This is a genomic window from Actinomyces wuliandei (assembly GCF_004010955.1).
Lineage (GTDB): Bacteria > Actinomycetota > Actinomycetes > Actinomycetales > Actinomycetaceae > Actinomyces > Actinomyces wuliandei.
This window is the reverse complement of sequence record NZ_CP025227.1, coordinates 550,439-563,453: the sequence shown is the minus strand read 5'-3', so window position 1 is coordinate 563,453 and position 13,015 is coordinate 550,439. Positions and strand designations below refer to the sequence as shown.

Genomic DNA, 13,015 nt, shown 5'->3' with positions numbered 1-13,015 from the left:
GGCTCACCGTGCGCTTTCGAAGGTGGAGGAGGCCGCGTAGGGGAAGAGCTCGCTGGCAGGGGTGGTGTACCCCGCCTCGAACTCCGTGCGGAACCTCGCGATACCGGACAGGACCGGAGTGGCTGAGGCGTCGCCCAGGGCGCAGAAGGAGCGCCCGGCGATGTTGCCCGCGATGTCCTCCAGCTTGTCCACGTCCCCGGGCAGACCCCTCCCCGCCTCCAGGCGCAGCATGATCTGGCGCATCCAGTAGGTGCCCTCGCGACAGGGCGTGCACTTGCCGCAGGACTCGTGCTGGTAGAACTCGGTCCAACGGGTCACCACGCGCACCACGGAGACGGTGTCGTCAAAGACCTGGAGCGCCCGGGTACCCAGCATGGAGCCGGCACCGACAACGGACTCGTAGTCCAGGGGGACGTCGAGCTCCTCCGGGCCGAAGATCGGGGTCGAGGACCCTCCCGGGACCCAGAACTTCAGCTCGTGGCCGGGGCGGACACCGCCGGAGAGCTCGATGAGCTCGCGCATGGTGATGCCGAAGGGGGCCTCGTACTGGCCGGGACGGACGACGTGCCCGGAGACGGAGAAGATCCCATGTCCCTTGGACTTCTCCGTGCCCATGGCTGAGTACCACCGGGCTCCCCGGGCCAGGATCCCCGGGACGGAGGCGATGGTCTCCACGTTGTTGACCACTGTGGGCCTGGCGTACAGGCCCGCCACCGCCGGGAAGGGAGGCTTGAGGCGGGGGTGGCCCCGACGTCCCTCCAGGGAGTCCAGCAGGGCGGTCTCCTCACCACAGATGTAGGCTCCCGCGCCCGCGTGGGCGGTGATGCGCAGGGGCTGGTGCCCGTCCAGCCCAAAGCCCGTCTCCAGCAGCCCCGCCTCGGCGGCCTCGCGCACCGCAGCCAGGAGGCGGCGGTAGACGTGGGAGACCTCCCCGCGCAGGTAGACGAAGGCGTGGTCGCAGCCGATGGCGCGCGAGGTGATGGCCACTCCCTCTACCAGCGCCTGGGGGTTGGCCATGAGGGTCGGGATGTCCTTGCAGGTCCCTGGCTCGGACTCGTCGGCGTTGACGACCAGGTAGCGGGGGCCGCCGTCAGGCGGGGGCAGGAAGGACCACTTCAGCCCGGTGGGGAACCCCGCGCCTCCGCGCCCGCGCAGGCCGGACTCCTTGACCAGCTCCACCAGCTCCTCTGCGGACATGGTCAGCGCCCGCTCCAGGCCCTGGTAGCCGCCGTGGGCCCGATAGGTCTCCAGGGTCCAGGACTGCTCGACGTCCCACAGGTCGGTGAGCACCGGGGTCAGGGTGCCCGCAGCGGTGTAGCCGACCTCGGAGGCTCCTCCGGGGGTGGTGGCAGACGCGTCGCTCACTTGCTGTCCTCCTCACTGGTCTCCCGGGGGGCTGTCCACCCCTGGCTGCGGGCAAGTCCCAGGCCCTGGAGGGAGGGCTGCCCCACCCCCGGCCCCTCCTGCGCCCGGCCGTCCTCGAAGCCTGCCAGCAACCGCTCGTTCTCCCGGAAGGTCGGCACCGTCTCGGGGCCGCGCGTGGGGGTCACGTCCTCTCCCCGCTCCAGGGCCTCCACCAGGGCCACCGCGCTGGCAGGGGTCTGGCGGTCGAAGAACTCCCAGTTGACCATGACCACGGGGGCGTAGTCGCAGGCAGCGTTGCACTCCAGCCGCTCCAGGCTGATGGTGCCGTCCTCGCTGGTCTCGTCGCTGCCCAGCCCGGTGTGGTCCGTCACGGCCTGCCAGACCTCGTCCCCGCCCATGACGGCACACAGGGCGTTGGTGCACACCCCCACGTGGTACCGGCCCGCCGGGTGGCGGCGGAACTGGCTGTAGAAGGTGGCCACCGCGCTGACCTCGGAGCGGGTGAGGGCCAGGCGGTCCGCGCACAACGCGATGCCCGCCGGGGAGACGTAGCCGTCCACGCTCTGGATGAGGTGGAGCATGGGGATGAGCGCACTGCGCTCGTGGCCGACCGGGTAGCGCGCGATGATCTCGGCGATGTCGGCGTCGAGCCGGGCCAGGACCTCGGGCGAGTATCCCAGGGCAGAGGCGGTGACGGCGAGGTCAGCCTCCTGGCCGCTGGCCCCGGCGGGGACCTGTGGCACGGCCGCGCCTGCTCCTGCGGCGTCGTTGGCGGTCTCGGTGGTGCTCATCAGCGGTCCACACCTCCCAGGACGGGGTCGATCGAGGCCAGGGCGGGGACGAGGTCGGCGATCATGCCGCCCTCACCCATCATGGCCACCGACTGCAGGTTGGAGAAGGAGGGGTCCCGGAAGTGGACCCGGTAGGGGCGGGTCCCGCCGTCGGAGACGGCGTGGACGCCCAGGACGCCCTTGGCGTGCTCCACCGTCTGGTAGACCTGGCCCGCCGGGACCCGGAAGCCCTGGGTCACCAGCTTGAAGTGGTGGATGAGGGACTCCATCGAGGTACCCATGATCTCGCGGACGTGCTCCAGGGACTGCCCCTGGCCGTCGGTGGCGATCGCCATGCGGGCGGGCCAGGCGATGGTGGGGTCGGCCACCATGGTGGTGTTGGAGGGGTCGGTGCCGCGAGCGCTGATGTCCTCCAGGCGGTCCAGGCACTGGGAGACGATCCTCAGCGACTCGTAGGCCTCGTCCAGGCGCAGGCACAAGCGGTTGTAGCAGTCGGAGCGGTCGTAGACGGGGACGTCGAAGTCGTAGGTCTCGTAGCCGCAGTAAGGGCTGGTGCGCCGGATGTCCAGGGGGTAGCCGGCGGCACGCAGGCAGGGCCCGGTCAGCCCCAGGGCCAGGCCGCCCGCCAGGCTGATCTCCCCCACCCCGATGAACCGGGACTTGAGGATCGGGTTCTCCATGAGCAGCAGCTCGAGCTCGTGGATGTCGTTCTTGATGTCCGGCATGACCGAGCGCACGAACTCCGTGAAGCCCTCGGGGAGGTCCTGGGCCAGCCCCCCGGGACGGACGAAGGCGTGGTTCATCCTCAGGCCGGAGACCATCTCGAAGGCCTTGAGGATGTTCTCGCGGCACCGGAAGGCGATGGTCATGAGCGTGGTGCCGCCCATCTCGTTGCCCCCGGTGCCTACCGCAACCACGTGGGAGGCGATGCGGTTGAGCTCCATGAGGAGCACACGGGTCACCGTGGCCTTCTCCGGGACGTCCGCAGTGATCCCCAGGAGCCTCTCCACCGCCAGGGCGTAGCCCACCTCCTGGAAGAAGGGAGCCACGTAGTCCATGCGGGTCACGAAGGTCTCACCCTGGACCCAGGTGCGGTACTCCATGTTCTTCTCGATACCGGTGTGGAGGTAGCCGGTGCCCACGCGGACCTCGGTGACGGTCTCCCCGTCAACCTCCAGCACCAGGCGCAGCACCCCGTGGGTCGAGGGGTGGACCGGCCCCATGTTGAGCACGATGCGGTCGTTGCGCAGGCGGTCGGCCTCGTCGCGCGTGGCGATCTGGGCGGCGACCTCGTCCCAGTCCCCGCCGCTGAGGGTGAACTGCTCAGCCCCTGCGGCCAGGTTGTCCGTGGCCGGGCCGGTGGCGTGAACGGTGGTGCTCATCAGCGGTAGGACCTCCGGGTGTCGGCGGGCGGGGTGGTGGCGCCCCGGTAGTCCACGGGAATGCCACCGAGCGGGTAGTCCTTGCGCTGGGGGTGGCCCACCCAGTCGTCGGGCATGGCGGTGCGGGTCAGGCTCGGGTGCCCGTCGAAGACGATCCCCATGAGGTCCCAGGTCTCGCGCTCGTGCCAGTCGTTACCCGGGTAGACGGACACGACGGAGGGCACGTGCGGGTCGTCCTGGGGGCAGGCGACCTGCAGGCGCAGCTGTCGCCCGCCGTGGGTCAGGCTCATCAGCTCCAGGCAGGCGTGGAGCTCGCGCCCCGCCAGCCGGGGGTAGTGCACGCCGCTGGTGCCCAGGCACAGCTCGAAGCGCAGGTCCTGGTCGTCACGCAGGGGGCGCACCACGTCAAGCAGGTGCTCACGAGCGACAAACAGCGTGAGCTCGCCGTGCTCGACCACGACCTTCTCAACGGCCCCGGCCGGGTCCACCCCGGCGGCGGCCAGGTCCTCAATGAGGTGGTCGACGACGTCGTCGAACCAGGACCCGTAGGGACGCGTGGCGGCGGGAGCCAGGGTGGTGACCTCGCGGTGACCCCCGTAGCCGGAGGTGTCCCCGGCGTCGGCGGCGCCGAACTGGCCCGTGGCGGTGCCGATGACCTCGGCCCGCAGCTCGGGCCGCACGGGGGTCCCGGGCACGACCTCAGGGACGGCGGGAACGGCTGCCACAACAGCCTCGGCGCCCTTGCCAGCAGCGGGGCCGACAGCGGTCTTGCCGGTCGTGTCGCTCATGCCAGCTGCCCCTTCATCTCGTGGAGGGGCGTGGCCTCCAGCGCGGCGGCCTCCACCGCCCGGGCGATCTCCTCACGGTGGCGGAACAGCGGCTTGCGCTCCACCTGGCGGGTCAGCTCCAGCATGGCGTTGAGCAGCATCTCGGGGCGCGGAGGGCAGCCGGGCAGGTAGATGTCCACCGGGACGATGTGGTCACACCCCTGGACGATGGCGTAGTTGTTGAAGATCCCGCCGCTGGAGGCGCAGGCCCCCATGGAGATAACCCACTTGGGCTCTGGCATGGAGTCGTAGACGTTGCGCACGATGGGTGCCATCTTGTGGGAGACACGGCCCGAGACGATCATGACGTCGGCGTGGCGCGGCGAGGCCCGGAAGACCTCCCACCCGAAGCGCGCCATGTCAAAGCGGGGGGTGCCCGCCGCCATCATCTCAATGGCGCAGCAGGCCAGCCCCATGGTCACCGGCCACATGGACCGGGCCTGCGCCAGGCCCGCCAGCCGCTCCACGGTGGTCAGCAGGAAGCCCGGCGAGTCCACCTCGCTGGCCGCCTGCGCGTAGGGGTCGTCCCGCTTGGAGGGGATGGACGCCATGAAGGCGTTGTGCTTCTTCATGCTCATGACCAGCGTCCTTTCTCAGTCCCAGTCCAGTCCGCCACGGCGCCACTCCAGGACGTAGGGCACCGTGATCAGGGCGATAAAGACCAGCGCGGCACTCAGCCCGAAGAACCCCAACCGGGCAAAGGCTGTGGCCCAGGGGTAGAGGAAGACGACCTCCACATCGAAGATGATGAAGGTCATGCCCACCAGGTAGAAGGAGACGGGGAAGCGGCCGTGCTCAGTGTTGGCGGGGGTGGGGTCGATACCGCACTCGTAGTTGGCGACCTTGACCCGGTTGCGCCGTCCCGGGCTGATGACGGCGCTCAGCGCGAGCCCCCCGACAGCGACCAGGAGAGCCACCCCGGCCATGATGAGCAGTGACGCGTACGGGTTCATGCTGAGGGCACCATCCTTGTCAGGAGCTGGATGAGGCGGTCGACCCCGTCGCCTCCGCGACGTTCCCAACCGTCCGAGAGAAGCTTGGTCACGACCCGCATGAGGCGCTTGCGCGGCAGCCCGTAGCGGGTGCACAGGCGCATCACCTCCGGGTGCTCGATCAGGGAGACGAAGACCCGCCCCAGGGTGTAGTAGCCACCCATCTCCGCAGCCAGTGCCCGAGGGTACTGGGCCAGGGCCTGCTCCCGGCCCGCCGTGGTGGAGCGCGCCGCCCCCTGGGCGGCCGCCTCGGCAGCCAGCCGCCCCGACAGGAGAGCCTGGGCGATCCCCTCCCCGTTGAAGGGGGACACCATGCCCCCGGCGTCGCCCAGCAGCATGAGGCCGTGCTCGTAGTGAGGCTTGCGGTTGAAGGCCATGGGCAGGGCCGCGCTGGCCAGGCGTCCGACCTGGTTGTCCGCGGTCAGCTCCCAGGAGGCAGGGACGTTGCGCATCCAGGCAGCGAAGACCGCCCGGTAGTCGATGCTGCGGGAGGCGGCGGCCGAGGCGTTGGAGGCCACCGACCCCAGGCCGACGTTGACCAGCCCGTCCCCGACCGACCAGATCCAGCCGTAGCCCGGCAGGAGTCTGCTGGCCCCGGGCGGGCCGTCCCACAGCTCGAGCTGGGACTCCATCCAGGTGTCCTGGGCGCGCGGGGAGCGGAAGTAGGCGCGCACCGCCACCCCCAGGGGCCTGCCACCGTCCTTGGCACGGCCCACAGTCGTGGCTATCCGGGCCGAGACGCCTCCTGCGTCGATGACCAGCGGGGCCGTGAAGGTGGTCGGCTCCTCAATGGCAGGCTGTGCCACAGAGCGCGAGGGCCGCGCCTCCACGCCGGTGACCCGGCCGCTCCCGGAGGACACCGGCGCGGTGACGGTGACTCCGGTGAGCAGCCTCGCCCCGGCACGCTGGGCGTGGCGGGCCAGGTCCTCGTCAAGGTCGCAGCGCCGCCTGGCCAGGCCGTAGGAGGGGAAGGAAGGCTGCTCCGGCCAGGGGAGGTGGAGCCTGTGGCCCCCGCCGACAACCCGCAGGCCCTCGTTGCGCTGCCACCCCGAGGTGTCGACCCCCATCCGGACCAGCTCGCGCACCGCCGAGGGGGTCAGCCCGTCTCCGCAGACCTTGTCCCGGCCGAGCCGGCCCCTCTCCAGGAGAAGGACGTCCAGGCCGAGGACAGCCAGGTGGTAGGCGGCTGAGGACCCGGCAGGGCCCGCCCCGGCGACGATGACGTCAGCCTCCCGCTCGTCACGGCTGACAGAGCCCGCCGAGTCTGGCCTGGTAGCACCAGCCCCCCCAGGAGCCGGGGTGCCGGCAGACCGGACGGCGCGACTGCTTAGCGCCGTGGTCGCCGTCGTCATTGCGTCCCCTCTCCTGCACCTGAGCACGACACACACCACCCTTGGGACCCTCCCCCGGGAGACGGTGCTGAGCCGACTCTACCCAGGGCAGCCCCTCCATTTGACCGCAGTACCGAGGAGCGGTTTTTTCGTTGCCGTGCCGGGAAGACGGTGCACGCCCCCAGCAACTTCCCCCGTCCCGGTTGCACACGAATTACGGCTTACCAGAATGACGAATTTCTCTTCGGGCGCCCTCCCTGGGACCCGAAGCGCACCGGGCCCCAGGGTACGGAGGAGGGCTCCGGCCTGCGATGATGTCCCCATGAGCCCAGTCTCCAGCCGAGCCAGTCTCACCAAGGACCCCGGCGAGGTCGCCTTGATGTTCGACGCTGTCGCCCACCGCTACGACCTCACCAACGACCTGGCCAGCCTGTTCCAGGTGCGCATGTGGCGCGCTGTCACCCGCGCCGCCGTGGAGCCGGCGCCGGGCAGGCGGGTCCTGGACCTGGCGGCCGGGACGGGAACCTCCGCCGCCGGGTACGCCGCCGCCGGCGCCCAGGTCGTCGCCTGCGACTTCTCTGCTGGCATGGTCGCCGAGGGCCGACGCCGCCACCCCGGCATCCACTTCGTGGTCGGGGACGCCATGAGCCTCCCCTTCCCCGACGCCTCCTTCGACGTCTCCACGATTTCCTACGGCCTGCGCAACGTCCAGGACCCGCTGCGAGCCCTGGAGGAGATGGCCCGCGTGACCCGGCCCGGGGGGCGGCTGGTGGTCGCGGAGTTCTCCACGCCCGTGCACCCCGTGCTGCGTCGCCTGTACCGCTCCTACCTGGGCACCGTCGTGCCTGCGGCGGCACGCCTGGTGTCCTCCAGCAGCGAGGCCTACGACTACCTGGGCGAGTCGATCCTGGCCTGGCCCGACCAGACCGGGCTGGCCCGCCTCATGCACCAGGCCGGGTGGCGCGGCGTGGGCTACAAGAACCTCTCCGGGGGGGTCGTCGCCGTGCACCGGGCAACCCGTCCACAGGACCGGCAGGACTGAGCCACCGGCACCTGCCCGGGCAGGGCCGCACCCCCGGGCAGGACCGCACCGGGCGCGTTCAGGAGTCGGGACGCTCCGCGAGCGTCACCTCCACGTCACGCGAGGACCCGTCACGGATGACTGTCAGCGTGACCGTGTCCCCGGCGGAGTACTGGCGCACGAAACCTGTCAGGGCAGCGTCCTGGGCCGTGGTCTTGCCGTCGATGGCGACAATGACGTCACCCTTCTCCAGCCCCGCCTCGGCGGCGGGGGACCCGGACTCCACCGAGGTGACCTCGGCTCCCCCGCGCTCCTCCCCGTCCGCCTGAGCCGTGCCGTTGGTGAGACCCACTCCCAGGTAGGCGTGGGTGGCGGAGCCGGACTCGATCAGCTGGTCGGCCACCTTCTTGGCGAGGTCGCTGGGGATGGCGAACCCGATGCCGATGTTGCCTGGGCTGTCGGCGATGCTGGCGATCGAGCTGGTGATGCCGATGACGTAGCCCTTCTCGTCAAAGAGGGGCCCCCCGGAGTTGCCCGGGTTGATGGCCGCGTCGATCTGGATGGCGTTGGTGTACACGTTCGCCCTCGAGCCTGAGGTGCCGGAGCCGTCCTCAGAGTTGACCACCGGGCGGTTGAGGGCGGAGATGATCCCCGTGGTAGCCGTGGAGGACAGACCCAGCGGGTTACCAATCGCCATGACGTCCTGGCCGGTGACCAGCGAGTCCGAGTTGCCGAACTGGGCGACAGTCAGGTCGTCGGGGGCGTCCACGATCTGGATGACCGCCAGGTCGGTAGCCGGGTCGGTGCCGGTGACCTCAGCCTCGTACATCCGCCCGTCAGCGAGGGTGACGTAGAGCTGGCGGGCCGTGGAGACGACGTGGTTGTTGGTCAGGACGTGGCCGGAGCTGTCGTAGATAACTCCCGAGCCCACGCCCCCCTCGCTGTCGCCACTCTCGAAGGTGATGGCGACAACGGCGTTGGACACTGCCGCGACAACCGCCTCCCAGTCCGGGGTCTCGCCCGTGGACTCCACGACCTGGGTCGTGTCCCCGGTGGCGATCGCCGTGGGCGCGGTCGCGGTCGCGGAGGGGGAGCCAGGAGCGTTGCCGAGCACGGAGCTGACGGCCGCGCCGCCGCCGGCTCCGAGCAGGACGGCCACCGCCGTGGCTCCCGCCAGGGCGCCCCAACCCGGCCCCCGGCGCCGCCCGCCACCCGAGCCAGAGGCCACAGCCGGACCGGTGGCGGGAGCGGCCAGGTCCGGGCCTGCCGCGGCAGAGGAGCCAGCGGCAGGGTAGGGCGCAGCAGCACCGTAGGACGCCGTGGGCGCTGTGGTGGGCGCTGCGGAGGATGCTGAGGCCGTGGAGACGGAAGAAGCCGTGGCGGCCGTCGGGGCAGCGGACGGCGCGGAGGCACCACTGGTAGTGCCGGCACTACCAGTGGTCGCTGCAGCTGCAGAGGGGGCGGAGGAGCCGTAGGCGGGGGCACTGTAGGAGCGGGGAGCCTGAGAAGTACCGTACGAGGCACCGTAGGACACCCCGTAGCCGGAGCCCGTGTAGCCAGCGGGCTCCGGCGGGACACCGGGGCGGGCCTGCCCGGCTTGCTCAGCCCGCCCAGCCTGTCCGGGCGTCGGGACGCCGGAGGGAGGTGTCTCCGCCTGGTCCGGGTCCGGGGAGGACGGCGCCGCAGAGGAGAATGCCGCCTGCTGCCCGTAGGGGACGGTCTTCTCCTCCTCGGCGTAGTCACCGTAGGAGACGGTCTCCTCCTCACCGGAGCCGACTGACCCGTACCCGCTGGGAGTGGTGTCGTCGTTGCTGGTCATATACGTTTCCTCCTTGAGCCTGCGGCTCCACGGCCCGTCGCCCAGAAGCCAACACCGGCTTCCTGAGGCGCCTCCAACGCGAGTCTGAGCATCCGCTGTGGATCGTGCAGCCGTCACGCACCAGACACCTCGGGGAGCCGCTGCCAGGCAGCCGCGTGCTTCCTTCCGTTCCTATCCGTCCGCCCAGGAGGATACCGAAGAACCCTGGCGCACCGAAGCCTCCCGGATCACAATAACGCTGAGCCCCTGCACCGGCTGGTCCAGCAGGTCCCGCAGCTCGGCCGCGCTGGAGGGCAGGAGGGTACGGGCACCAGCGGCCTGGGCCAGCTGCGCCACGTCAACGGCCTGGGGGGCGGCGAGGAGCCGCTCCAGGCGCTGGCTGTCGATGACGTCGGCGTACTCCAGGCCGCGCAGGATGCTCCCCCCGGAGTCGTCAATGACCACGACCTGGAGGTCCGGCTCGGTCTCGGCGGTCCCGTGCACCAGGGACATGGCGTCGTGCAGAAAGGTAAGGTCCCCCATGACCGAGCGCACTGGCGCGCGCGAGCCCACGGCCAGGCCGACGGCGGTGGCCACCGTGCCGTCGATCCCCGCCAGACCCCGGTTGGCGACGGCACGGGGAGCGGCCGAGGCTCCAGGTGCGCCGCCAGGCGTGCTGCGGGTGCCGTCCAGGTCACTGTCCGGGTCACTGCCGGGGTCACCGCCCAGGGCCTCCTCACGGCCTGCGGGCGCGGCGAGCCGGTCCAGGCGGCGCACCGTCATCGAGGAGCCCACCACCAGCAGGGGCGCCCCCGGCCTCAGGCAGGCCTGCCACACCGCCTCCACCGCCTCGTCGGCGGCACCTGGCCGCACGGCGGGCAGGGCGGCCACCGCGTCGTGCCAGGAGCGCAGCCACCCCGGAGGGGCCGCGCCCAGGCCGCAGGCCCGGGCCACGAGCAGCGCCAGGGAAGGGTCGTGGGGCAGGCCAGGACTACGCGACAGCGTGGTGGGGTCGATGTGGACGATCTCGCTCGCGGTCCCGGCGACGTCGGTCCAGCGGGCGCGCTCGGCCAGGACCGTCACCGCCAGGTCGTGGCGGCCCAGGAGCGCGGAGACAGGTCGGCTGAGGCTGGGGTGGCCGGCCACGACGACGTGCTCGGCACGGGAGGCCAGCTCCTGTCCCGCCTGGGTACCCAGGAGCTCGGCGTAGCGTGTCAGGGCGCTGGGGCCGCCCCGGGCCTGGGAGGTTGGCTCGGCCAGCAGCGGCCACCCCAGTGCCTCAGCCAGGGACCGGGCCGTGCGCCCGGTCCCCGGGTGCGGGGTGTCCCCGGCTACGACGAGCCCCCGGGTGCTGGCAGGAGCACCCCGGTCAGCCAGGTCAGCCGGGCCCGGGAGACGCAGGTCCGGCAGACCCGGGACGGCCGCGCGCAGATCCGTGACGGTGCCAGTCATGGGTCGGACGGCGGCGTCGCCAGGGTGCCCGGGCGCAGGGCGGGGAGAGGTAGCGGGACGGTTGGCGGTCTCCACCCCCTGACCAGGGGCGGACGGCTCTCCCGGCTCCTGCTGAGCCGGAGGCACCAGGGGGGCCAAGGGCGGGCGGAACCGGGTGTTGACCAGAACCGGGCCGGGGTCGCGGGAGAGTGCGCCCGTGGCAGCGGCGACGGCGCTGCGCACCTGCCCGGCCACGGCGGCCGTCCCCTCCCGTGCCCCCAGGTCGGCCGTGAGGTCGGCGGGCAGGTCCACGACGGCACGCACCGCGTCGGCAAAGACCGAGGTCTGCTGCATGGTCTGGTTGGCACCGGTGCCGACCAGCTCGTGGGGACGGTCTGCGCACACCAGGAGGAGCGGGACGCCAGCGGCGTCGGCCTCGCACGCGGCAGGGTGGAGGTTAGGCACCGCCGTCCCGGAGGTGGTGACCACGGCCGCCGGGAGCAGGCGCCCCTCCAGGGCGTGGGCGCGCGCCATCCCCAGAGCCATGAACCCGGCACTGCGCTCGTCGAGGACCACGCGCAGCTGCACACGGCCGGCCTCGGCGGCATCGGCCAGCGCCCAGGCCAGAGGGGCGTTGCGCGACCCCGGGCACAGCACGGCCTCACGCACCCCCTCAGCCAGGAGCGCGGCCACGACCGCCCGGGCCAGCACCAGCGAGGGCGGCTGCGTACCTGGAGGCGTTGAGAGGGTCACCGGCACAGGATACGGACCGGGTGGCACGCCAGCCGCGAACCCCCTCACGGACGCCCTGTCCGCCTACAACCTGTCCGCCCGCAGCGACAGGCCGGCCCTGTCCCGTCCGCACCGCCGAGGCCGTGACCTACGTGACACGACCACCTGAGCGACCGCCTGGCAGCCGAGGCCTTCGTGAGGCCCCTGTCTCACAGGGGCAGACCGGCGACGGCGACGGCAGGGTCACGGGCCTCGCGCTCACGACGTGCCCGCAGCGCCCCCAGAAGGTGGGTCAGGCGCACCTGCCACCGCGCGGTGAGGTCGTCGTGCGCCGCAGCAGCCTGCAGGAGGGTGGTGGAGACGTGGGGGGTGCGCACCGTCAGCACCCCGTCGGTGGGAAGGGTGCTGGGTTCAGCGACGTCGCGGCGCAGCATCCGGACCGTGCCCAGCCCGCAGGCGTGCCCCAGGACCGGCAGGGTCGAGGCCAGGACCGCCCCGGCCCCCACCCCCACGGAGGTGTCCAGCGCGGAGGAGACCACGGCGGGAAGCCCCAGGCGCTCGGCCAGGTCGAGCGAGCGATGGATACCACCCAGGGGGGCGACCTTGAGGACGGCGACGTCGGCGGCCATGCGGCGCGCCACGCGCAGAGGGTCCGCGGACAGGCGGATCGACTCGTCGGCGGCCACGCGCACGTCCACGTCCCGGCGCAGGGCGGCCAGGTCCTCCACGTCTGAGCAGGGCTGCTCCACGTACTCCAGCCCCCCGGCGGCAGCGTCCATGAGCGGCAGGACCGTGCGGGCCGTCTCCAGGTCCCAGGCACCGTTGACGTCAATACGCACCTGCCCGGAGCGCCCGACGGCGTCGCGGACCGCTTCCAGGCGCTCCTGGTCGGCGGCCAGGGCCTGCGGGGAGCCGCTCACCTTGACCTTGGCGGTAGCGGCCCCGGAGGCGGTGACCATCTGGTGCGCCTGCCGGGCACTGACCTCGGGGACGGTGACGTTGACGGGGACCGTCTCCCGGTAGCGTGGCGGGGCGACGTCCCCGCGTGCCTGGGACAGGCCTGCAGCCAACCAGGGGGCGGAGGCCTCGGCCCCGTGGTCCCAGAAGGGGGACACCTCCCCCCAACCGCCGGGACCGTGGAGGAGCACGCCGTCGCGGTGGGTCAGCCCACGGAAGCGGGTCGACAGGGGGATGTCCCAGGCGAGGGCCCGGTCGATGCCGTCGAGAAGCCCGGTGGGGTCCTGCGCCCGCAGCGCGGCCATGTCGATCTCGCCACCGAGTGACGTTGCTGGAGAGGTCACGGACCTAGAATACGAAAAGGTCACAGAAAACAGTGCTGGCCTGC

At 71.8% G+C, this 13,015-nt stretch carries 11 protein-coding genes; 1 reads left to right on the top strand and 10 read right to left on the bottom strand.

Features of this window, described 5'->3' with window-relative positions; genetic code table 11:
- Nucleotides 1-3: 3 nt before the first annotated feature.
- From nuoF to CWS50_RS02205, 7 genes are read right to left on the bottom strand one after another with little or no spacing between them, the layout of a single operon-like run.
- Complete coding sequence (nuoF, locus tag CWS50_RS02235) at nt 4-1,365, bottom strand: NADH-quinone oxidoreductase subunit NuoF (RefSeq protein ID WP_127841490.1); 1,362 nt, start codon at nt 1,363-1,365, stop codon at nt 4-6.
- A complete protein-coding gene (gene nuoE, locus CWS50_RS02230) occupies nt 1,362-2,156 on the bottom strand; it encodes an NADH-quinone oxidoreductase subunit NuoE (protein WP_127841489.1) in 795 nt (264 codons plus the stop codon). The genes nuoF and nuoE overlap by 4 nt, the downstream gene beginning before the upstream one ends.
- Nucleotides 2,156-3,538, bottom strand: a complete 1,383-nt coding sequence (locus tag CWS50_RS02225) for an NADH-quinone oxidoreductase subunit D (protein ID WP_127841488.1) — start codon at nt 3,536-3,538, stop codon at nt 2,156-2,158. The genes nuoE and CWS50_RS02225 overlap by 1 nt, the downstream gene beginning before the upstream one ends.
- Nucleotides 3,538-4,326, bottom strand: coding sequence for an NADH-quinone oxidoreductase subunit C (locus CWS50_RS02220; protein WP_127841487.1), 789 nt, complete (start codon nt 4,324-4,326; stop codon nt 3,538-3,540). Before CWS50_RS02220 ends, CWS50_RS02225 begins: the two co-directional genes overlap by 1 nt.
- Complete coding sequence (locus CWS50_RS02215; RefSeq protein ID WP_371854951.1) at nt 4,323-4,937, bottom strand: NADH-quinone oxidoreductase subunit B; 615 nt, start codon at nt 4,935-4,937, stop codon at nt 4,323-4,325. Before CWS50_RS02215 ends, CWS50_RS02220 begins: the two co-directional genes overlap by 4 nt.
- Before the next feature lie 21 nt (nt 4,938-4,958).
- Nucleotides 4,959-5,318: an NADH-quinone oxidoreductase subunit A gene (gene ndhC / locus CWS50_RS02210; RefSeq protein WP_119836654.1), complete on the bottom strand. Its 360-nt coding sequence runs from the start codon at nt 5,316-5,318 to the stop codon at nt 4,959-4,961.
- On the bottom strand, nt 5,315-6,709 hold the full coding sequence (locus tag CWS50_RS02205; protein ID WP_127841486.1) for a geranylgeranyl reductase family protein: 1,395 nt from the start codon (nt 6,707-6,709) through the stop codon (nt 5,315-5,317). Before CWS50_RS02205 ends, ndhC begins: the two co-directional genes overlap by 4 nt.
- Nucleotides 6,710-7,010: 301 nt before the next feature.
- Here CWS50_RS02205 and CWS50_RS02200 point away from each other — a divergent pair, with 301 nt between their 5' ends.
- Entirely contained in the window at nt 7,011-7,730 is a 720-nt protein-coding gene (locus tag CWS50_RS02200) for a demethylmenaquinone methyltransferase (protein ID WP_127841485.1), read from the top strand.
- Nucleotides 7,731-7,788: 58 nt separating this feature from the next.
- Here CWS50_RS02200 and CWS50_RS02195 read toward each other — a convergent pair whose 3' ends face one another.
- The 3 genes from CWS50_RS02195 to CWS50_RS02185 form a co-directional block, all read right to left on the bottom strand.
- A complete protein-coding gene (locus tag CWS50_RS02195; protein ID WP_127841484.1) occupies nt 7,789-9,528 on the bottom strand; it encodes a S1C family serine protease in 1,740 nt (579 codons plus the stop codon).
- Nucleotides 9,529-9,699: 171 nt separating this feature from the next.
- On the bottom strand, nt 9,700-11,691 hold the full coding sequence (locus CWS50_RS02190) for a thiamine pyrophosphate-binding protein (RefSeq protein ID WP_243118417.1): 1,992 nt from the start codon (nt 11,689-11,691) through the stop codon (nt 9,700-9,702).
- A 188-nt stretch (nt 11,692-11,879) separates the two neighbouring features.
- Nucleotides 11,880-12,932 (bottom strand): o-succinylbenzoate synthase, encoded by a 1,053-nt coding sequence (locus CWS50_RS02185; RefSeq protein ID WP_127843164.1) that lies wholly within the window; start codon nt 12,930-12,932, stop codon nt 11,880-11,882.
- Nucleotides 12,933-13,015: the final 83 nt, after the last annotated feature.